Origin of the sequence: Pontibacter qinzhouensis, assembly GCF_008017455.1 — a bacterium.
GTDB lineage: Bacteria > Bacteroidota > Bacteroidia > Cytophagales > Hymenobacteraceae > Pontibacter > Pontibacter qinzhouensis.
On record NZ_VRTY01000108.1, the window covers coordinates 1 to 20,476 of the forward strand.

Annotated in this window: 21 protein-coding genes; all 21 read left to right on the forward strand. The window is 49.6% G+C overall.

Going from position 1 to position 20,476, the window contains the following annotated elements; genetic code table 11:
* The first annotated feature begins 608 nt into the window (after positions 1-608).
* The 21 genes from FVR03_RS20450 (at position 609) to FVR03_RS20550 (ending at position 20,339) form a co-directional block, all read left to right on the forward strand.
* The gene (locus FVR03_RS20450) at positions 609-1,286 is read left to right on the forward strand and encodes a response regulator transcription factor (RefSeq protein WP_147923655.1); all 678 of its coding nucleotides are present in this window, start codon (positions 609-611) and stop codon (positions 1,284-1,286) included.
* 43 nt (positions 1,287-1,329) lie between these two features.
* Positions 1,330-2,670, forward strand: coding sequence for a sensor histidine kinase (locus FVR03_RS20455; RefSeq protein ID WP_187270241.1), 1,341 nt, complete (start codon positions 1,330-1,332; stop codon positions 2,668-2,670).
* Between the two features lie 361 nt (positions 2,671-3,031).
* Positions 3,032-3,802 (forward strand): hypothetical protein, encoded by a 771-nt coding sequence (locus FVR03_RS20460; RefSeq protein WP_147923637.1) that lies wholly within the window; start codon positions 3,032-3,034, stop codon positions 3,800-3,802.
* A gap of 43 nt (positions 3,803-3,845) precedes the next feature.
* Entirely contained in the window at positions 3,846-4,151 is a 306-nt protein-coding gene (ureA, locus tag FVR03_RS20465; RefSeq protein ID WP_147923638.1) for an urease subunit gamma, read from the forward strand.
* A gap of 32 nt (positions 4,152-4,183) precedes the next feature.
* On the forward strand, positions 4,184-4,594 hold the full coding sequence (gene ureB, locus FVR03_RS20470; RefSeq protein ID WP_147923639.1) for an urease subunit beta: 411 nt from the start codon (positions 4,184-4,186) through the stop codon (positions 4,592-4,594).
* A gap of 20 nt (positions 4,595-4,614) precedes the next feature.
* On the forward strand, positions 4,615-6,450 hold the full coding sequence (ureC, locus tag FVR03_RS20475; protein WP_147923640.1) for an urease subunit alpha: 1,836 nt from the start codon (positions 4,615-4,617) through the stop codon (positions 6,448-6,450).
* Between the two features lie 59 nt (positions 6,451-6,509).
* Positions 6,510-6,989: an urease accessory protein UreE gene (locus FVR03_RS20480; RefSeq protein ID WP_255474326.1), complete on the forward strand. Its 480-nt coding sequence runs from the start codon at positions 6,510-6,512 to the stop codon at positions 6,987-6,989.
* Between the two features lie 9 nt (positions 6,990-6,998).
* Entirely contained in the window at positions 6,999-7,685 is a 687-nt protein-coding gene (locus tag FVR03_RS20485; protein ID WP_147923641.1) for an urease accessory protein UreF, read from the forward strand.
* 43 nt (positions 7,686-7,728) lie between these two features.
* Complete coding sequence (gene ureG / locus FVR03_RS20490) at positions 7,729-8,340, forward strand: urease accessory protein UreG (protein WP_304608229.1); 612 nt, start codon at positions 7,729-7,731, stop codon at positions 8,338-8,340.
* On the forward strand, positions 8,306-9,340 hold the full coding sequence (locus FVR03_RS20495; RefSeq protein ID WP_255474327.1) for an urease accessory protein UreD: 1,035 nt from the start codon (positions 8,306-8,308) through the stop codon (positions 9,338-9,340). The genes ureG and FVR03_RS20495 overlap by 35 nt, the downstream gene beginning before the upstream one ends.
* A gap of 10 nt (positions 9,341-9,350) precedes the next feature.
* Complete coding sequence (locus FVR03_RS20500) at positions 9,351-9,695, forward strand: hydrogenase maturation nickel metallochaperone HypA/HybF (RefSeq protein ID WP_147923644.1); 345 nt, start codon at positions 9,351-9,353, stop codon at positions 9,693-9,695.
* 24 nt (positions 9,696-9,719) lie between these two features.
* Positions 9,720-10,436, forward strand: coding sequence for a hydrogenase nickel incorporation protein HypB (gene hypB / locus FVR03_RS20505; RefSeq protein ID WP_147923645.1), 717 nt, complete (start codon positions 9,720-9,722; stop codon positions 10,434-10,436).
* Positions 10,437-10,442: 6 nt separating this feature from the next.
* Positions 10,443-10,928 carry an urease accessory protein UreE gene (locus FVR03_RS20510; protein ID WP_147923646.1) on the forward strand — a complete coding sequence of 162 codons (486 nt, stop codon included), beginning with the start codon at positions 10,443-10,445 and terminating at the stop codon, positions 10,926-10,928.
* 347 nt (positions 10,929-11,275) lie between these two features.
* A complete protein-coding gene (locus FVR03_RS20515; RefSeq protein WP_147923647.1) occupies positions 11,276-12,358 on the forward strand; it encodes an ABC transporter substrate-binding protein in 1,083 nt (360 codons plus the stop codon).
* Positions 12,355-13,362, forward strand: coding sequence for a FecCD family ABC transporter permease (locus FVR03_RS20520; protein WP_147923648.1), 1,008 nt, complete (start codon positions 12,355-12,357; stop codon positions 13,360-13,362). Before FVR03_RS20515 ends, FVR03_RS20520 begins: the two co-directional genes overlap by 4 nt.
* Entirely contained in the window at positions 13,359-14,126 is a 768-nt protein-coding gene (locus tag FVR03_RS20525; RefSeq protein ID WP_147923649.1) for an ABC transporter ATP-binding protein, read from the forward strand. Before FVR03_RS20520 ends, FVR03_RS20525 begins: the two co-directional genes overlap by 4 nt.
* 138 nt (positions 14,127-14,264) lie before the next feature.
* Positions 14,265-15,488, forward strand: a complete 1,224-nt coding sequence (locus tag FVR03_RS20530) for a porin (RefSeq protein ID WP_147923650.1) — start codon at positions 14,265-14,267, stop codon at positions 15,486-15,488.
* 134 nt (positions 15,489-15,622) lie between these two features.
* Positions 15,623-16,168 (forward strand): GNAT family N-acetyltransferase, encoded by a 546-nt coding sequence (locus tag FVR03_RS20535; protein ID WP_147923651.1) that lies wholly within the window; start codon positions 15,623-15,625, stop codon positions 16,166-16,168.
* A gap of 31 nt (positions 16,169-16,199) precedes the next feature.
* Positions 16,200-18,629, forward strand: a complete 2,430-nt coding sequence (locus tag FVR03_RS20540; protein ID WP_187270242.1) for a TonB-dependent receptor — start codon at positions 16,200-16,202, stop codon at positions 18,627-18,629.
* A 616-nt stretch (positions 18,630-19,245) separates the two neighbouring features.
* Positions 19,246-19,917 carry a recombinase family protein gene (locus tag FVR03_RS20545; protein WP_147923653.1) on the forward strand — a complete coding sequence of 224 codons (672 nt, stop codon included), beginning with the start codon at positions 19,246-19,248 and terminating at the stop codon, positions 19,915-19,917.
* A 110-nt stretch (positions 19,918-20,027) separates the two neighbouring features.
* Positions 20,028-20,339: a hypothetical protein gene (locus FVR03_RS20550; RefSeq protein WP_147923654.1), complete on the forward strand. Its 312-nt coding sequence runs from the start codon at positions 20,028-20,030 to the stop codon at positions 20,337-20,339.
* Positions 20,340-20,476 lie beyond the last annotated feature (137 nt).

The following is a 20,476-nucleotide window of genomic DNA, read 5'->3' on the forward strand; positions in this document are numbered from 1 at the left end:
AGTGAATTATAAAAGTAAACTTTATCCACTGCTTTTTTTATAGAAAACTACCGTAGGTTTAGTACAACACTATGCTAACAGAATAGATAATCTATATAACGCGAAGGCGGTAATAGCCGTGCCATTCTTTCGGAGAATCTTTTATAGCTAAAACAGAACATTCAGGATGTCCGCATAATTTCTTTGCCTGTAACACATCATTTGCAAAAGCAGGTGCCAATTTTTGGCTACTGCTTCACTATTAACCAGGGCACTTACCTCTAAATTGAGCTAAAAATGCGGTTGCGGTTCCCTCTACCGAACGAAAGGCATCCACTACACTAGTTATTGTGTGAACAAAGCCTTTCTGATAAAGGTAAATCCGTACGCCATCTTTCACTTCACTAGATCGCCGTACTGAGACCCGGCTGCACAGCTGCAGGCTTCACCTGTAGCTGTGCAGCCCCTTTTGCCAACGCTCCCGTAAGGGACTATCCGACGATTTATGCTATCTTCGCTTATGACTTTCATCGGATTAAGAAATTAGGTTTCAAATGGGTTTGGAGACACTTGTACCCGCCTAGTCCATGGAAAGTAAAAAAAGTCTTGACAGGTTTGATGTTAAATTTATGAATGTGTTAATTCTGGAAGATGAACCCAAGGTAATTTCCATCATCGAGCGGGGGCTAAAAGGTGAGGGTTTGGAATTTGCGGTGGCCATGGATGGTTATACTGCAGTAAAAATGGCCGGATTAAACCGATATGACCTAATCATACTCGATGTCATGGTGCCTGGCCTAAGCGGCTTGGAAGTATGCAAGAGCATCAGAGGCGCAGATCCTGATACGCCGATCCTTATTTTGTCTGCTTTGGGTTCTACACGTGACATAGTGGCTGGCTTTAATAACTTGGCCGATGATTACATGGTGAAGCCGTTTAACCTGGCTGAACTCCGTGCACGCGTGCAAAGTCTAATAAGACGATCCAGTAGGGGTATAACCCAGCAGAACGTGGCTTCCCTTGCCGACTTAAGTGTAAACTTCGACACCATGGAGGTGACACGTAACTACAAGGTCATAGCACTTACTGTGAGGGAGTTCAAACTGTTGGAATACCTTGTAAAGAACAAACGCAAGGTGTTGCCGCGGCTGGATATTCTGGAAAATGTGTGGGGAGCTGATTTTGATATGGGAACAAACGTGGTGGATGTGTACATCAATTACCTCCGAAAGAAGATTGACAAAGACTTTAGCCCTCGGCTGATCCATACGGTGGTTGGGATAGGATATGTGATGAGGGCGCAGTAGCATGAAATTACAGTACTCCCTAATTTTGATATTTACGGGGCTCATGGCTCTTATACTTCTAGGCATAAACCTGGTGATGTACTCGATGTCTTCGGGGTACAGGCAGTACAACTTTTTCCTAAGCTTAGAGAACAGCTCTACCATTGTGGCCAGTGCCGTGTTGCAGCAGGAAAAGGCAGAGGACTATTATGCCGTTAAAAATAGCATTTTGCAGCATCTGGCTGATGAGGAGGAGTACATCCTGCGCATCAATAAAGATCGCTCGAATATAGAGTTCCCTGCCTCACTGCCGCTTAATGAAGCTTTTTATTGGGAGGCGATCAGAAACGGTATAGCGAAGCATTATGAGAACGGGGTGCATTATGTTGGTTTGTACAAAGAGCATGCTGCCGGTGAGGATGGTATACTGGTTGTTTCGTCTGCCCGCGATGTGGACGGTGATGCCTATCGCAAACGCCTTAAAACAACACTGGCGCTTGCCTTTCTGGCGGCAGTGTTTGTCATGACCCTAACCACAGTCTTCTTTTCGAAAAGGATGTTCGGGCCTATGGTCAAAATCATCAAGAAGGTAAACAGCATCAATGCCTTCAACCTGAACGACAGGCTTGAAAAAGAACACAGCCTGGAAGAGATAGGCGAACTACAGGATACCTTAAATGGAATGCTGCAGCGTATCGAAACAGCCTTCAAAGCACAGCAGGATTACGTCAGCAACATTTCCCACTCGCTTCGCACTCCGCTTACTATTATAGCGGGGGAGGCAGAAATCGCGCTCTCTCAGTTAGAGAAGGAGCACAAGGCTACTTATTCACTGCAGATGATCATGCAGGAAACCGAAAAGCTTAAGCATATCATCAATGTCCTGTTAGAGCTGGCCAGATCGGAAAATAACACACAGGCCAATGCCTGGCGCGTGCTGAGATTGGATGAGGTATTGGAGTCTGTAAAGGAAATCATCTATAAAATGGACTCCAGGTATAAGCTTAAGATTGACTTTAGCAATTTCCCTGAGAACGACTCCATGCTCTACGTAAGCTGCAACGAGCACCTACTAAGCTTAGCTATCTGTAATATAATCCTAAACGGGTTCAAGTACTCTGACAACCAAGATGTGAGATTAAAGCTTCATGCTGCAGATAATGAAGTTAAGCTACAGGTAATCGACTCAGGCATTGGTATAGCTCCATCTGAGCAGGATAAGATTTTCAACCCTTACTACCGAGGTTCTAACACATTCGATTACGAGGGGTTCGGCGTTGGTTTACCGCTGGCTATGAAGATTCTGGAAATGCATAAGGGCACCATACGGGTGAGTTCCAAAGTAGGGAAAGGCACTAAGATGGAGGTGGTGCTTCCAGCTGCTTATGCGCAGCAACACGTTTGATTTTGTACATGGCCTATTTGTACCGAATCCTTAAAGTTAGGCAAAAAGTAGAGCAAGAAGTTCCGGAGATTGTTTCCTGCCCTATATCCTAACTTGATACGTCGAAAGCCCCACCTGGGGCTTTCTGCATTTATGAACACCAGCCTACCCCAAGACTATACCTGAACATGAGGCGGAAGAATGTTACCCGCCTCAAATGGCCCCCCTGTCTGGAATTCTAATTTCGCTCTAATTTCCTTCTTAAACCAGCTTAATAAGTTATACCTAACTTGGCACTTGAACATTAAGTAGTTCATTCTTGGAACCTTTTGAACCTGAGGAAGTAAAGCTTAATATAGTGAAGTATTATAAAGCCACATTAATGTTTGACAATTCAAGAGCAAAACATTTTTTTATTGTATTATGCCTGTTTCTGGCTACACCTCTTTGTGCGCAATACGCACCGGATTACAATAACGGACCAAAGCTGAACATATACGCCAGAGAGGATTACTACATTCAGGTTATGCTCTGGGACCAGCTACGGGCGCGAGTAACGGAAAACAACCCAGGTACACTAATTAAGGAGCATCCCCAAAGCACCAGCTATATAATAGGCGCATGGCGCTTGCGTGTGCTGGCTGTGGCGCAGCTGTCTCCCAGCTTTATGGTGATGACGCGCTTTGGGATCAACCGCCAGGCTTTTGTAGGTGGCGGAGCCGCTGGTAGTGAGGGTATAGGACCGTACAGGGCTGACAAGAAGCCTGGTATGCTCTCTCAAGGTTGTGTGGGTGAATACACGGTGTTTCCTTCGATTGATCCATACACAGCCATGCAAAATAATTTCTCCCTCCCTTTTGGCACAAATGGGCACTACTTCTCCGGGCTTTCCTGTCGTACGATGGCCAGCACATTGAATTTCCTTGCACTTGCTTCTCCCAGTTTTTTCGGTGAAAAAGACAAAGTACAGCCACAGCCATTTTTTGCCTGCACCAGAAAGAACCATGATGCGGTTGCCACAGGAGACAGCTACCGGGAGTACGGCACCAACCTATCGGTTCCGAAACACCCAGTGGCTTTCCTGCACGCACCAAGGCCGGTGTCTTGTGCCACCGATCTCATGGACAGGTCCAGGGGAGGGGATGTCGTCTAGTTTCAAACATTTCTGTAAATCATTCATGTAAACAAGCAGTTATATGCACTTAAATCCAGTAGAACACGAAAAACTGTTGCTTCACCTTGCAGGAGAACTTGCTGCAAAGCGACTCAAAAGAGGCGTGAAGCTTAACTACCCCGAGTCCGTTGCCTATATATGTGGCATTCTGATGGAAGAGGCCCGTGATGGGAAAAAAACAGTGGCGCAGCTGATGGAAGAGGGAACCAAGCTCCTGAAAAAGAACCAGGTCATGGAAGGCGTGCCTGACATGCTACACTACGTGCAGATTGAGGCGACATTTCCAGACGGAGTGAAGCTGATTACAGTTGACCACCCTATCCGCTAAACCACTTAAAGGACATTTAAAACACTCATACTATGAAACCAGGTGAATACATACTACAGAAGGGTGAGATAAAGGCTAATGACAAGCGAAAGACAGTGCGTGTAACCGTAGCCAACACCGGAGACCGGCCTATCCAGGTGGGTTCACATTATCATTTCTTCGAGGCTAACAAGGCCCTCGATTTTGATCGCGCCGCTGCATTTGGTATGCGACTGAACATTCCGGCCAGTACTGCCGTGCGCTTTGAGCCGGGCGAGAAAAAAGCGGTGTACCTGGTGGAATATGGGGGCAACAAGTTTATCAGTGGCTTCAACAACCTGACAGAAGGAGATGTATCGAAGAAGAACGTGCGGGACGCCGCTATTCAGAAAGCGCAGAAGCAAGGATTCAAAGGGACAGGAGCCGCAGCGGCTCCTGCTAAAAGAAAAAGAAATAGAAAATAAAATCATTTAATCTGAAAACCATGTCAAATTGGAATAGACGCGAATGGATAAAAGTAGTAGGGCTGTCTACTGCCGGGCTTTCTCTACTTGGCTTCAACGCATTGGGAAGCGACTCTTCATCAGTAAAATACGTGAACGGTGAGCTATACATCCCACGTGATCGCTACGCCGCTCTCTTCGGGCCTACCACAGGAGACAAAGTGCGCCTGGCTGATACAGAGCTGTTCATACAGATCGAAAAAGACTTTAGCGTATACGGCGACGAAAACAAGTTCGGGGGCGGTAAAACCGTACGTGACGGCATGGGCCAATCCACATCAGCCGGCCAGGACGAGGTGCTTGATCTGGTACTCCTGAACGCCATGATTATCGACCACTGGGGTATTGTGAAAGCCGACATAGGCATAAAGAATGGGAAGATTGTAGGTATAGGAAAAGCTGGTAACCCAGATACACAACAAGGTGTAACCAAAGGCATGATTATTGGCGCAGCCACTGAGGTGCAGGCCTGCGCGGGTAAAATTGTGACGGCAGGCGCCATAGATGCCCACATTCACTTTATTGCGCCGCAGCAGGTAGAAGTGGCGCTCTATAGTGGGGTTACAACCATGATCGGCGGTGGTACAGGCCCATCTGACGGTACGCTCGCCACCACCGTAACGCCGGGCAAGTTTTGGATGGAACGTATGTTTGAGGCCTCAGAGTCAACCCCCATGAACTTTGGTTTTCTGGGCAAGGGCAATACCTCTACCTTTAAAACAGCGGCGCAGCCCATAGAGGCCGGTGCCCTTGGACTGAAGCTCCATGAGGACTGGGGATCCACGCCATCAACGATCGACATAGCCCTGCAGGTCGCAGACAAATATGACGTACAGGTAGCGATTCACACCGATACGCTGAACGAGGCTGGCTTCCTGGAAGACACAGTGAAGGCAATCAACGGACGGGTAATCCATACCTACCACACAGAGGGTGCCGGTGGCGGTCACGCACCGGACATCATTAAAATCGCCATGTACCCGAACGTGCTCCCGTCTTCTACCAACCCGACGAAGCCTTTTACCATTAACACGGTGGATGAGCACCTTGACATGCTGATGTCAGTGCACCACCTAGATAAGAGCATTCCGGAAGACGTAGCCTTCGCCGACTCCCGCATCAGGCCAAATACAATTGCGGCCGAAGATATTCTGCAGGACATGGGCGTGTTCAGCATGATGTCGTCTGACAGCCAGGCCATGGGCCGTGTAGGTGAGACAATCTTGCGTACGTGGCAGACTGCCCATAAAATGAAAGTGCAGCGCGGCCCGCTTCAGGAAGACAAAGCCTCTGGGGCAGATAACCTGCGTGTGAAGCGCTACATTTCTAAATACACTATCAACCCGGCTAAGGCACACGGAGTAGCCGAATATGTGGGTTCAGTAGAGGTGGGCAAGTACGCTGACCTGGTGCTGTGGGACCCGGGCATGTTCGGTGTGAAGCCTGAGATTATCTTCAAAAACGGCATAGCTGTGGGAGCTCGTATGGGTGACCCGAATGGGTCTATTTCACTGCCACAGCCCGTTATTTACCGGCCTATGTGGGGCTACTACGGTAAGTCGATCCAAAAGAGCGGTTTCAACTTCGTATCACAGATATCGCTTGAGAATGGCAGCATAAACAAACTGGGGCTGGGCAAAGGGTTCCTGCCTGTGCGAGGTTGCCGAACATTGTCCAAGAAAGACATGGTTCATAACAATGCCATGCCAAAGATTGAAGTTAATCCGGAGACGTACGTGGTAACGGCCAACGGCGAGGTGCTGACTTGTGAACCCCTGAGTGTCGTGCCGATGGCGCAGCGTTACTTCCTGTTCTAAACCTGTTGTAAAACATGCTGCCAGCCGAGTTATACTTAGCTGGCGGCACTTTATCACCTATGCTACTAGTAGAGAAGGTAATCGGCAACCTATCAAACACCAACACAGAAAACCTTTCGATTGATTTTCTGGACCTGGATTGGTTTGACACGGGCAAAACCACCTTGCGGAAACGAACAAGGGCGGGGCAGGAGCTAGGTATACGCAAGGACTCTATACCACTGGAAGACGGTGATATTCTGTTCATGGAAGGGGAACGGGGCATTGTTGTCAACATACTTCCATGCGAGTGCATCGTGTTCAAGCCCGACAACTTTAAAGATATGGGCACTATTTGCTTCGAGATCGGAAACAAGCATATTCCCATCTTCATCAACGAAAAGGCCGAGGTGCTGGTAGAGTTTGAGAACCCACTGTACAGGTTGCTGGAACGCTCAGGTTACGAACCCCGGCGGGAGGTGCGAAAATTACTCAAAACACATGCGTTGCGCGTGCGCAGACATGGAAACAATTATACCAGAAAAATAACCATCAAATAAGGTACCGCTATGCAGCCACTGTTAACCCTTCTGCAAATTAATGATTCTATGTTTCCGATAGGAAGCTTCACCCATTCCTATGGGCTGGAGTCTTACGTGAGTCAGGGTATAGTAAAAGATACGCCATCGGCCACTGTATACGCCAAAAACATGCTGCGTCATAGCATTTACTATAACGACGCCGCTTTTTTGCAGAAAGCATGGGCCCTACTGGAGGCCAAGAAGCCAGTGCGGGAACTGCAGAAACTGGACGAACTAGTCACTGCCCTTAAGGTTCCTGCCGAAATAAGGGATGCAAGCAAAAAACTGGGGATTCGTTTCCTGAAGCTGACACAGGAACTGCGCCCGGTTAAAAAATGCAGTGACTACCTGAACAAAATTCAGGAAGGCAAGCTGCATGGGCATTATGCAGTGGCCTTTGCCATGTATGCGCATGCCAGCGGCATCACCTTAAAAGATGCGTTGCTTGCCTTTTACTATAACACGCTCAACGGTATTGTGACCAATTGCGCCAAACTGGTGCCTATTGGCCAAGGCGATGCGCAGAAGATACTTTTCGATCTGCAGCCAACCATCAAGCAGCTGGTGGATGAACAGGGAAGCATGGAGGAGGAGATGATAGGACTCTGCTGCATCGGGCAGGAAGTACGCTGTATGCAGCACGAGAAGCAATATTCAAGACTATACATTTCATAAAGCAAACAAGCACCTAACCAGATACTATATGTCAAAAAAACATGTGAGAATAGGGGTAGCTGGTCCTGTAGGATCAGGGAAGACGGCTTTGATCGAAAGGCTGACCCGCAAGATGAGTGAGGAGTACAGCATCTGTGTTGTGACCAACGACGTTTACACCCGTGAAGATGCAGATTTTTTGATAAAGAATTCGAGACTCCCTGCCGACCGTATTATGGGCGTGGAGACAGGGGGCTGCCCGCATACCGCTATCCGTGAGGATGCCTCCATGAACATAGAGGCGGTGGAAGAGTTGGTGGAGCGCCATCCCGACACAGAGATCGTTTTTGTGGAAAGCGGCGGTGATAACCTGTCGGCCACATTTAGCCCCGACTTGGCCGATGTGACCATTTTCGTGATAGACGTGGCCGAGGGTGACAAGATGCCCCGCAAAGGAGGCCCGGGAATTACCCGCTCCGATCTGCTGATAATCAACAAAATTGACCTGGCCCCTTATGTGAACGCTGATTTGGCTATGATGGACCGTGACTCGAAGAAGATGCGCGGGGAAAGGCCTTTCATCTTCACGAACCTGATGAAGCTGGAGGGCTTGGATGAGGTAATCAACTGGATTAAGACGTATGCCTTACTGGAAAATAAGGAGGCGCATGCTTAGTACCATCAGAGTTAACGCGGAAAGGGAAGGGAAGGTAACGCTCCTGAAGGAAAGCAGCCATAATGCACCCTATAAAGTGATCCACTATGGCTCCCGGCATCTGCATGAGCATTTGGAGTTGATCATGATGAGTGCTTCTCCGGGAATAATGGATGGAGACGAGATTGATATTACGGTAAATGTGCATGAGGGAGCACACCTGAAGTTTTTCACCCAATCGTTCAGCAAGCTGCACCCGATGGAAAAAGGGGCGGTGCAGCGAACGAAAGTGCAGGTAAAGAAGGATGGTTTATACAAGTTTATACCGCACCCGGTCACACCCTTTGCGAAGTCTATTTTCAAAACGGTCAATGAAATCCATCTGGATGAGCGCGCCACGCTGATCTGGGGCGACATCATAGCGTCGGGACGGGTGCACTCTGGGGAGTCGTTCCAATTTACGCGGCTACACAGTGTCACCAGGGTATACAGCAATAAGAAGCTCGTGCTCTTGGATAACCAGTTGATCGAGCCCGGCCATCAGCCTCTGAACTCGATTTTGTTCTATGAGCGCTATACCCATCAGGCGACTCTTATCTATGTTTCGCCGTTTGCGGCAGAGCTCAAGGCGGAGCTGGACGAGATCCTAACCAGCCAGTACGAAGAAATTACATTCGGCTTCACGCAGTGCGCTCCCAGTGCGGTCATGATCAGGGCCATGGGGAACGAAGGCGTAATGCTTTATGACTGGCTAAGTGCCATGGGGCAACTGTGCTGGGAATTTACTATGCATAAGCAAGGACTGGAAGAGGCCGAGCCGGAGGAGGAGGAGAAAGCGCCAGAACTGCAAGCATCCGAAGAAACTCCTGTTGCCAAGAAACAGCCGAAACGCACAGGCCCAAAGCGGGTGAAAAAAGGAGTAACCGCAAAAGATCAAGCCAAAGAATTAAAGGCTATACCTGAGGCACCGACGGAAGAAGTGCTTAAAGAAGTATTTGCCGAAGCGGTGATAGAAAAATAAAGGAGAAGCCATGCACGAGATTTCGATCGTTCGAAGCGTCTTTGAAACCCTGCAGGAAGCGTATCCTGACAAGTTTAAGCGGATTACGAAGGTACAGATAGAGGCGGGGCTGCTCAGCAACATCCAGCCGATCCTGATACAGAACGCTTTTGAGGCGCTGATCATGGAGGAACCAGCGCTGGCTGAAATTGAGTTAGAGGTGCTCTTGCTGCCCATTATTGCTCACTGTGCTGTCTGCGACAAAGACTTTGAAGTGAAGCGGCACAAGTTCATGTGTGACTGTGGTACCCCCTCCAAAAACATTGTGCAGGGGGAAGAGCTGCAGATCAGCCGGATTGAATTTTTAGAGAATTAACCACAAGACATAAAAGATAAAGATATGAGTACACCATCCACACCCAAAAGCAACAGAATGCCGGTAGGCTCTGTGCAGTGTGACAATACCACCCTGAATCTGTTAAAAGCCAACGACTTCGTGGCAAAGGCCATTAGAGATAGACTTCCTGAAATATTGGTGATCAACGTATGTTCCTCTCCTGGAAGCGGCAAAACCACGCTGATGCAGGAAACCGGAAAGCGCCTGAGCGACAAGCTGAACCTGGCCGTACTGGTAGGAGACCCGGAGACCGACCGCGATGCCGTACGCATGAAAGAGGTGGGCATCAACGCGCTTCAGATCGTAACCGGTGGCATGTGCCACATCGAGGCCCAGATGATCCTGCAGGCACTCGACCATATCGATCTGACCGGTGTGGACCTGCTCTTCATCGAGAACGTGGGCAACCTGGTGTGCCCGGCTGCCTTCGATCTGGGTGAGGACATCCGTGTAACGGTCCTGGCGTCTACGGAAGGCGACGACAAGCCGAAGAAGTACCCACGCATGTTCCTGACCAGCGAACTGATGGTGGTTTCCAAGGCAGACCTGTTGCCTTACGTGCCGTTCTCGGTTGAGGCTGTTACGCAGGATGCCAGAGAAGTAAACCCAACCATTGAGGTAATGGCCATCAGCAGCCTGAAAGGAGATGGCATGGACCAGTGGTGCGAATGGCTATTGGCGAAGGTGGCAGAAAAGAAAGCGAAGCTGGCAACAGCCTAAGACGGTATGGCTACGAGTTTATCCATGCTAACGGAGCCCCTTGTCATAAGGCAGGCACTTGCCAAGGATCGGGATATGGTTGGCCTCACGATTGATTTTTTTGAGATAGAGTGGTACGAGGCCTACAAGTCGCGCATGAGAAAGCAAACACAGGGGGGGGTAGAGGTGCTGGTGGACAAGGGGAACAGAGTTGCCTTTGAAGACGGGGATTTACTATACCTGTCAGATGACCGGGCGATCCTGTTGAAGATGAAGCCCTGCGACTGTGTGGTGCTGCGGCCCCGGAGCCTGCAGGAAGTGGGCACCATCTGTTTTGAGATTGGCAACAAGCACGTACCGATTTTTATCACCGACGATAACGAGGTGTGTGTGGCCTACGACGCACCGCTTTACCAGCTATTGCTGAGCGGTGGTTTCGAACTCGAGATTGAGGAGCGGGTGTTGCACCCTTTGCAGATGATCAAGGCCTACGGTAACAAGAGCCAGAAGTAAAGACTACAACGGTATACCCTAGGTAATTTAAAATAGCAGGTATAGTATCTGAATAATGTAGCTATTTAAGTACTTGTTTTATGAATTTATAAAATTATAGGTTATGCGATGGGTATTTTTGACTATTTATCAATAATAAGCAACTAAAATTTAAAATTTAAAAATGGTACTTATTGTTTTAACTTAATATAATATTTTTTTAATGTTTAATTATACTGATTATCAATTAGTTAAACTAACTAATTATTTACTTAATAATAATATAAAGAGCAGACTATCCTGATAACTTTGGCAGGAGCAGTCTGCCTTTTGGTATAAAAGAATCAAGGCACAAAAAACGGGTTGTTATGATGGCCTCGAGAATAAACGTACAGCAATTTTGTGAAAAGTATATGGTGTATTTGAGAGGAATGATGGCCGTTCGTCTGCTCGTGCTTGTGAGTACTTGCCTGTTTTGGCTGAGCGCCTGCCAAAGCGAAAATGGAGAGAGCATGGCGACAGCGGCCGACGCGATTGTGGTGAAAGATATACGGGGCAGTGAGGTGCGGCTGAGTGAGCCGGCCAAGCGGGTGATTGTGCTATATCAGGGAGCTCTGGATGGCATGTACATGCTGAACGCGGAGCACACCGTGGTAGGTATACAGAACAACATTTACACCAACCCCGAAACCTTTAGGTATTTCAGTAAGCTGGATCCCCGCATCGCCAGAAAAGAACTGCCGACGCCGGGCAACTGGGAAACATCCACCAACATAGAAAGTGTGCTGGCGCTTAAGCCGGATCTGGTCATCATAGCCTCCGGGCAGACTGATGCCATCCGTTTGCTAGAGAGCTTGGGTATACCTGTTTTTGCGGTATCACCCCAGAACAACGACCAATTGTTCGAAGAAATCGAAGGCATCGGCAAGTTGACGGGCACTCATGAGCGGGCGGTGGAATTACTCGCCTATACCCGTCGCAAACTTGGCGAGATAGCGGACGCGACCGATCAAATCGACCAAAAGAAGTCGGTATACTATGCCTGGTCAGGAGGACGGATTTACTCTACATCGGGACAGAACAGCCGCATGGCGGAGTGCTTTCGGCTGGCGGGGGTGAACAATGCCTGCACTTTCGAGATCGACCAGCCCAACATCAACCCGGAAACGCTGATTTCTTGGGACCCGGACCTGATTCTGCTCTGGAGCACTGATCCGCAGGTGCTGTATGACAAGAAAGAACTGGCGGTGCTGAAGGCAGTCAGAAACAAAAATGTGCACGTGCTGGACCCGCCATTTTTCTACGACCCGCATACGCTTAAGATCATGTATGCTGCCATTGAGCTCCACAACGTCAGCTATGGCGGGAACGAGCACTTCGACCTCGAAGAGAACCGAAGAGACATCATGACGAACCTGTACGGGGCCAAAGCCACTGCCTTACTCGAATGAGAAAAGTATTGACTGGCTTCCTGATTTACGGCCTGCCTATACCGCTGTTGCTGTATTCTCTGACGGTGGGTCCATCGCAGGGGCTGGTATTCGCGGACTATTGGGATTGGGGCAGGGCGGCGCTGAACGGTAACATCCAGGAGAGTTCAACCAAAGTATACGTGCTCAACAACATCATCGAGAATGTGCGCCTGCCAAGAGTTTTGCTCACCTTTATCATCGGGGCGGGACTGGCTTCCTCTGGTGGTGCCCTGCAGGGCATCTTCCGGAATCCGCTCGTCGATCCCTATGTGCTGGGCATTTCTTCGGGCTCGGCTTTCGGGGCGGCGCTGGCCATTGCTTTTCCGTTTTTCCACATCAACGTCATGGCTTTTGTGCTGGGAGTGGCCTCAGTTGTCATGACCTATTCCTTTGCCTTCAGCAACAACAAGTCGTCTATTGTGGCAGTCATACTGTCAGGAATGATCGTGTCCGGAATTTTCACGGCCTCCCTGACGGTGGTGCAGTATATGAGCGACCCATATAAACTGCAGGCAATTGTGCAGTGGACCATGGGCAACCTGCACCACGCCTCCTGGGACAAAGTGAACACAGCCGCTCTGCCAGTGGGATTAGGTATAGTGGGTATGTACCTGATGCGCTGGCGGCTTAACCTTCTTGCCTTGGGGGAGCAAGAGGCAAAGGCGGTGGGCGTAAATCCCACCGCCGACAAAACGATATTGGTTGGCCTGGCTACCCTTACCACGTCCACATCGGTGGCGGCAGCTGGTGTTATCAGCATGTATGGGCTGTTTATTCCGCACCTCACCCGCATGATGGTGGGGCCAGATAACCGAAAGGCCATGCCGGCAAACATCTTCTTTGGCGGGTCCTTTCTGGTTATCATCGATAACTTCTCCCGCTCCCTAATGGATTTCGAAATTCCGATTGGCATTTTCACGATGCTGTTGGGAGCTCCTTTCTTCCTCTTTTTAATGAAGAAAAATAAAATTAACTGGGTATGACGGAAACGGCGATAGAAGTAAACAACCTCAGCTTTCGGTATGGTCAGACGCCGATACTGGAGCAAGTGAACGTGGCTTTCCCGGCCAACAGCTTTTCGGTGTTGCTTGGGCGGAACGGCAGCGGCAAGTCTACGCTTTTTAACATTATGGCGGGCCTGCAGAAATACCAGCAAGGCTCCGTGAAACTATTGGGGAAAGAGCGAAGCAAAATGTCTTTTCCAGACTGCGCCCGAGTACTGGGTTTCCTGCCGCAGTTCCACAAATCCGTGTTCCCCTTCCAGGTAAAAGATGTGGTACTGACGGGCAGAGCGGCTTTCTCTGCCTTTAACCCCAGTAAGAGCGACAGGGAAAAGGTTGGGCAGGCCATTGAGGAGCTTGGAATTAGCCACCTCGCCGATAGGCCCTATACCGAGCTCTCGGGCGGAGAGCAGCAACTGGTCATGATCGCGCGGGTGCTGGTGCAGAACCCACGCATTATTCTGCTCGACGAACCCACCAACCACCTTGACATCTACTATCAGACCTACGTGCTGGAGAAGCTGAAAAAACTCACAGAAAACAGCCTGACGGTAATTGCCATCATGCACGACCCGAACATGGCTTTTCTGTATGCGGACCACTGCTTTTTTATGAAAAACCAAACAGTGGTTACGCCAACAGCTGAGTTCGATTACCACGCCAGTACCTTTCTGGAATATGTTTATGATGTGCGCTTTACCACGGTAATGGTGAACGATAAATTGCTGGTGGTGCCAGTCAGATAAACAGCTATATCTTAATGACTGGTAAAGGAATAACAGTGCGTGTGAGTGCGGTATTGCTGCTGTATGTTTTACAAATTTTCAAAAGTGCAGGCAGCAAGTGTTAAGTCTTTGTTAGGAGTATCCATTTAATATCATACCATGAATAAATCTTGCCTCTTTTTTGCTTCTCTACTACTTGTAACTCAGTGTGTATTTGCTCAAAATGCCACGTTTGAGCAAAGCGACCTGGACAGCACCACTATAAATCAAACGGCTGTCAGTCAGCAACTTTTAGAAACTGGGTTGTCAGGATTAAGCGAAAAGATAGATATTAATTTTCTGCTTCGGAGTGCCTTGGAATTTCCAAGTGGTGCTTCTAATCAAGCGGCTGTTAGGTTGAATGAAGCACGATTTGAACTGATAGGGGACATTACTCCAGATCTTAGCTATCGAGTACGATACAGGCTAAATAGGAGCTCGACTCACAATAATTTAGATAACTCGACAGGTGCAATTGACCATGCTAATGTTATGTATCGGTTTGGCAACGAGAAGAAATGGCACCTGACTGCTGGAAAACAGTCAGCGAGTGTGGGGAGCTGGGAGTTTGATAGAAATCCCACGTTCGAGTACCAGTATACCGAGTTTGTGAACAGGCAGCTGAACCTGTTTTTAATGGCCATGAAGCTGGGCTACAATCTAACCAAAAACCATACCTTTCAGGTGCAGCTGCATAATACCTTCAACAGCGGCTTTAACGAGACATTCAGCGCGACAGGCTACAATGCAAATGGACTAAGACCGTCAAAAACACCGCTTGGCGTGTACGTTGCGTGGCTGGGAAACATGTTTGATAAAAAATGGCATACCTTTTACAGCTACAACGTCTCCCAGTTTGCCAGAGGCAAGACAAATCAAGCGGTATCAATCGGCAACCAGGTGGTGTTCGATCGGTTTAGTGGCTACCTTGATTTGCAGAGCGCCGATATAGCCGTCGACTATCCTAATATCGGGTCACCTGCTGCCAACGCATTTCGGGCGTCATCACCAGCGTTTATACCCACTTTTCTGCAGGACATCAATTACAAGACTGCTGTACTTAGAGCAGATTTTGAGTTTGTTCCCAAGTGGTTCCTGACCACGAAGGGCTTTTATGAAACGGCCAGCCACCGAGCGAACAATGGCTTCGGGAATAATTTCAGAGAGAACATTGGCTATTTAGCGGGCTTGGAATACAAACCTATTGCGAGCCAGGATATGCGCTTGTTTACTTATTACTACTACAACACCTCCCGATACAATAATGCTTTGGCTGAGGTGAACGCGAATCAGGAACTGCACCTCTTTTCGATTGGGGTACTTTATTTCGTCAATGCTCTTTAACCGTAGCAATGTGTTTCGGTGTCAGAGTGCCTTTCCCTGACGTGGTTGGTGCTGTCAATCACTACCTTGTCGCGAGCGGTCTTTGGATGGTGAACAGTAAGTAGCCTGTGGTACTTAGCAGATAAAACGAGAAGATGATACAGATCAAGAAAATCAGCAAAGAGCGCATCCCCGAACTGGTTAGCTATGTGATGGGGTTCCGAAAGGAGTTGTTCCCAATGATAGACCACAGCACGCCGCCCCGCGACCTGGCATGTTTTGAAGCTCTTTACATGCAGGATGTGCATGCCGCTTTTCTAATTGCCACTAACGAGTCTGACCAGATCGTCGGCACCATCGGCATGCGGACCTATGACCACCGCTTTCACCACCTCAACTATAAGGGGCAGGTGACAACCGAGGTGCAGAAGCTCTATGTAAAGCCATCCCTTAGAAAAACTGGGTTGGGTACCCGCCTTGTCAGCGCACTTAAACAAGAAGCCGAGCACAAGGGTATAGAAGCGCTATACCTGCACACCCACCCTTTTCTTTCGGGAGCAAAGGTGTTTTGGGAAAAGCAGGGCTTCCGAATGGTATGCCAGGATGAAACGGGGGTTTTCCGAACTATACACATGGACCTGGCCATGCTGGAGGCCGCAGATATAGCGGAGATTGTAAATGAATTTTTGGTAGAGCCTTAAACCTACGCGGGAAGAGAAAATGCAAGTGAAGATGACGCTTTTATTGGTGCTGATACCGGTACTAACACAGCTGACAGTGCTCGGGAATGGCACGGGCAGCATCAGCGGTAAGGTGCTGGATAAGGGAGGAAATCCCCAGATGGGAGCCTCGGTTGGGATAAAGGGTATAGCCATTGGCGGAACAACTGGTTTGGATGGCAGCTTTAGCCTCTCTAACATACCTTATGGTAATTATACCTTGGTAGTGAAAAGCCTGGGTTGGGTGGAAAGAACGCTGCACCTAACCTTGTCCGAACAGACAAGGCACGTGGAGGTGGAAGTGCGGCTCGAGATAAAAACCCATGCCATGCAGGAAGTGCTGGTGACCGGCCGTAAGGAAACCAACTACATCAACGACTACAGCTTTGTAGGCACCAAGCTGCAGAGTAGGGTGGTGGAGGTGCCGCAGACTATTTCCTCTGTTACTAAAGAATTGATAGAAGACCAACAGGCATTTCTGGTGACGGATGTGGTGCAGAACCTGGCGGGTGTAAATCAATACTCCGCATACGATGACCTGACGATTCGAGGCTTTAGGAACGGCTATGAAACGGGTTTTAGACTGGTGAACGGGCTCCGCTCGGGGTATGGGTATGGCACGAGTTTTTTCAGGGTGCCGCTCACGGTAAACCTCGAAAGCGTGGAAGTGCTCAAAGGTCCTGGGGCGGCTCTCTTTGGCGATATTAACCCAGGCGGCACGGTGAACCTGGTGACGAAAAAGCCACTGGATGAAAGCCGTAAGGCGGTGAGCTTTTCGGTTGGCAGTTTCCAGACCATGCGCAGCACCCTGGATCTGACGGGTCCGCTCAACGAAGATAAGTCTTTGTTATACCGGCTTAACATTGGCTACGAAGACACCAAGACCTTTCGGGATGTAAACGACCGCAGCTCACTGATGATAGCGCCCACCGTCACTTTCCGTCCAACAGACAAGACAACCGTGAACGCTGAGCTGGTATACAGTAAGTTCGACGGCTACCTCGACCGTGGCATGGGTATACGAGGAGGCGACCTGTACGCCCTACCGAAGTCTCTTACGCTGAGCCAGCCAAGCGATTATTACCGTGTCAACGACATCTCCCTGAACGCCTCGCTCAACCACCGGCTCAACAACTGGCTGTCCTTCAATGCAGCTTACATGAAGTTTGTGTACCACGAGGACTTGAGTGAGCATCGCACGCTCAACACCTTTGCCGATGCGCCGGCCAACACCATCATGAACATGCGCTACATGGAAAAGAAGGTGAACGAGTACACCGACAACCTCTCCACTTACTTTGCCATCAGCGGTAACACCGGCAGGCTGCGCCATGAATTGGTGGCGGGTATGGATTACATCAGCTTTCAGACAGACAAACGTGGCTACCAGTGGGAAGCGCGCGAAATGGAGATGGATGGGAAGCGTGTGCCGCTGACTTTCGACCTCAACTACCCGACTTACGAGCTGCGGGACCCGGGCAAGTACATCCGTCGGCCACTGGCCTCTTTCTTTGTGGATTACCTCAATGCCAGCTACACCACCACCGGGGTATATGTGCAGGACCAGGTAGGCGTGAGCGATCGTCTGAAGTTGCTCCTGGGGTTGCGGTACGAACTCTTCCGTGATCAGCGCGAGTACGGGAACGGCGAGGAAAAAGTGCACCAGAATGTGCTGCTGCCCAGGCTGGGGCTAACCTACAAGCTGCAAGACAATCTGCACTACTTTGCGAGCTACAGCCAGGGGTTTAAGCCCATTGATCCAGCCTTTGTCCGGAACCCAGAAAACTATGGCAGCACCAAACCTTTTAACAGTGAAGGCAGCTTTCAGGTAGAGTCGGGGCTAAAGGGAGAGTTCCTGAACAAGCGCCTCTTTTCCACATTGTCCTTATTCCTCATCGAGAAGCGCAACACCATGGTCAACACTGGTCAGCTGACGGACGAAGGAAACCCTATCTACCGGCAGAACGGACGCACCCGGTCACAGGGAGTAGAATGGGAGGCAACAGGAAGTATAACCTCGAGCCTAAACCTGAACGTAAATTATGCCTTTAATCAAACCGAGGTTCTGGCTTCCGACCTGGAGGGGGAGCAGGGCAGGCAGGCTCCCAATGCACCCAAACATGCAGCGGGCTTATGGGCAAAGTATACCTTTAGCGAAGCTGGTCTGGAGGGCTTCGGGCTAGCGCTGGGCGGTCACTATGTCGCAGACCGCAGGATGGAGCTGCAGGTGCAGGACACGCAGACAGGCAACATAATCTGGGACTACTGGCTCTCTTACACCGTGGTGAATGCGGCGGCTTTTTATAGGGCAAACAAGTTCAAGCTGAGCGTGAATGTGAACAACCTATTCGATACCTATTACTTCGTGGGTGGCTACGATTACCAAAGGGCTTTCCCAGGGGCACCACGCCATTTCATCCTCTCAGTCGGCTACACTTTCTAATATTAATCCCCATAAAAACCATGGAGAACGGCGTCCTTACGATGGCAACACTTGTACTGCCACTTTCAGCAAATGCGTAGGCCCTGGCACAGCCAAAGCGGCCTGGCGATCTGCGGGTGCGTGCCCCCAACGTTCTGATAATCGATAAAGCGAAAGGCAAGGATAAACAACCCGCGCTTCCGAAAAGCTTTCCAGTGGAGCGAAGTACGGCGGCGGAGCAGGACACGCTGCCTATGGCAGCGGAGTTTAAGCGCGGCTTCCAAGTGGAGGGCGGCTATCTATCTGTTCATAGCCCTGAGTCAAAGACCGGTTTCCCCAATACCTCTGCGGCCTACGGCAGGGAGTATTCAAGCGGAGGTTCAGAAAATGCTAGGCATAATGGGTTCTGGTTGCAGTTGCAGTTGCGGTTGTTCTTGTCTTGGATAAGAGGAACACCGAGTTAGGCAGCCAAAGAAAGCACTCTGTATGAGAGAAGAAACAGTTAGCCTTCTCGTCTCCACTGCTAAATGCGTTGGTATTTGAAGTTTGTCAAGCTTTCTAAACGGTCGTTTGGAAAGCTTGACAACCCCGTTTTTACCGGTAACTTTGTCATGTCTCATACAAAAGGGAGGAAAAGATGAGAAACTACGTGGCCTACTACCGCGTCTCGACCAAGGCACAAGGCCAGAGCGGGCTTGGACTGGAGGCGCAGCGTACTGCCGTCCGACGTTTTATAAAAACAGGAGAGGAAATATTGGAGGAGTTCACCGAGGTGGAGAGTGGCAAGCGCGACAGTCGCAGGCAGCTACAGGCGGCCATCGCCCTTGCCAAGTCCCGGCAGGCCACGCTACTCATTGCCAAGCTCGACCGGCTCAGCCGCAACGCCGGCTTTATCTTCACACTCCGCGACAGCGGCGCGGACTTCGTCTGCGCCGACATGCCGGAAGCCAATACCCTGACCATCGGTATTTTTGCCGTACTCGCCCAGCACGAGCGGGAACTCATCTCCCAGCGTACCCGCGCTGCGCTGCAGGCAAAGAAGGAGCAGGGCTTTCAGCTGGGCTCCCCGCAGAACCTGACGGAGGAGGCCCGGCAAAAGGGTTTGGAGACACGTCAACAAAATGCGCTATCAAACAAGGCAAACCGTCAGGCCTCCCGCCTGGTGAAGATTTACCGGGAGCAGGGCTACACCTTTCAGCGGATTGCCGATGAGTTGAACGGAGAAGGTTACTTGACGCGCAACGGGAAAGCTTTCCGGAAGGGGACCGTGCACTTCCTCTATAAAAAAGATATCGCGCCCGCCTCCTAAGGGAAGCCCACCGCATAGTTTCACTGTCCCTACTCCTTATATATATATAGGTGTACATGGTGATCAAGAAGCACCCTAGCAAACGGGGTTGGCCATAATTTAAAGCATGCATGAGAACGATACCGAAACTGTTTCTACTCCTGATCTTTCAGATCCTCACAGGCTGTGTGGGAGAGCCGCCAACTGAGCACGCAAGGCAACTACTTCAACAGGTTGAAAACCATAGACAGGAGAAAGGCCTATATCCCACGACACTCCCAGGGAACCTGACCGATGGGGAACGTTCAGGAATAAAGGCGGAATACTTCATTTATATAGTTGACTCCACCAGGACTTCCTTTACGTTGAAAGTCTTCATCGGCAATGGTCTGGCTGATATATATAAAAGTGGAACAGGTAAATGGATCCGTACCGATAAATAAACTTGAACCGACCAGACCTAAAGCACACCAAAGCAAGCCTTGGCTAGACCCGTTGCTGACCAAAAGAGAGACTGTAAACGGAACTGTGTCAAAGCTATAAAATTATTAACTTAGCTTAAGCACAGTTACTATGGAGA

Excerpts from the sequence above, each read along its gene's own strand:
- FVR03_RS20450 (WP_147923655.1), top strand. The coding sequence starts at position 609 with ATGAATGTGTTAATTCTGGAAGATGAACCCAAGGTAATTTCCATCATC.
- FVR03_RS20455 (WP_187270241.1), top strand. The coding sequence starts at position 1,330 with ATGGCTCTTATACTTCTAGGCATAAACCTGGTGATGTACTCGATGTCT.
- FVR03_RS20460 (WP_147923637.1), top strand. The coding sequence starts at position 3,032 with ATGTTTGACAATTCAAGAGCAAAACATTTTTTTATTGTATTATGCCTG.
- ureA (WP_147923638.1), top strand. The coding sequence starts at position 3,846 with ATGCACTTAAATCCAGTAGAACACGAAAAACTGTTGCTTCACCTTGCA.
- ureB (WP_147923639.1), top strand. The coding sequence starts at position 4,184 with ATGAAACCAGGTGAATACATACTACAGAAGGGTGAGATAAAGGCTAAT.
- ureC (WP_147923640.1), top strand. The coding sequence starts at position 4,615 with ATGTCAAATTGGAATAGACGCGAATGGATAAAAGTAGTAGGGCTGTCT.
- FVR03_RS20480 (WP_255474326.1), top strand. The coding sequence starts at position 6,510 with ATGCTACTAGTAGAGAAGGTAATCGGCAACCTATCAAACACCAACACA.
- FVR03_RS20485 (WP_147923641.1), top strand. The coding sequence starts at position 6,999 with ATGCAGCCACTGTTAACCCTTCTGCAAATTAATGATTCTATGTTTCCG.
- FVR03_RS20495 (WP_255474327.1), top strand. The coding sequence starts at position 8,306 with ATGCCTTACTGGAAAATAAGGAGGCGCATGCTTAGTACCATCAGAGTT.
- FVR03_RS20500 (WP_147923644.1), top strand. The coding sequence starts at position 9,351 with ATGCACGAGATTTCGATCGTTCGAAGCGTCTTTGAAACCCTGCAGGAA.
- hypB (WP_147923645.1), top strand. The coding sequence starts at position 9,720 with ATGAGTACACCATCCACACCCAAAAGCAACAGAATGCCGGTAGGCTCT.
- FVR03_RS20510 (WP_147923646.1), top strand. The coding sequence starts at position 10,443 with ATGGCTACGAGTTTATCCATGCTAACGGAGCCCCTTGTCATAAGGCAG.
- FVR03_RS20515 (WP_147923647.1), top strand. The coding sequence starts at position 11,276 with ATGATGGCCTCGAGAATAAACGTACAGCAATTTTGTGAAAAGTATATG.
- FVR03_RS20520 (WP_147923648.1), top strand. The coding sequence starts at position 12,355 with ATGAGAAAAGTATTGACTGGCTTCCTGATTTACGGCCTGCCTATACCG.
- FVR03_RS20525 (WP_147923649.1), top strand. The coding sequence starts at position 13,359 with ATGACGGAAACGGCGATAGAAGTAAACAACCTCAGCTTTCGGTATGGT.
- FVR03_RS20530 (WP_147923650.1), top strand. The coding sequence starts at position 14,265 with ATGAATAAATCTTGCCTCTTTTTTGCTTCTCTACTACTTGTAACTCAG.
- FVR03_RS20535 (WP_147923651.1), top strand. The coding sequence starts at position 15,623 with ATGATACAGATCAAGAAAATCAGCAAAGAGCGCATCCCCGAACTGGTT.
- FVR03_RS20540 (WP_187270242.1), top strand. The coding sequence starts at position 16,200 with ATGACGCTTTTATTGGTGCTGATACCGGTACTAACACAGCTGACAGTG.
- FVR03_RS20545 (WP_147923653.1), top strand. The coding sequence starts at position 19,246 with ATGAGAAACTACGTGGCCTACTACCGCGTCTCGACCAAGGCACAAGGC.
- FVR03_RS20550 (WP_147923654.1), top strand. The coding sequence starts at position 20,028 with ATGAGAACGATACCGAAACTGTTTCTACTCCTGATCTTTCAGATCCTC.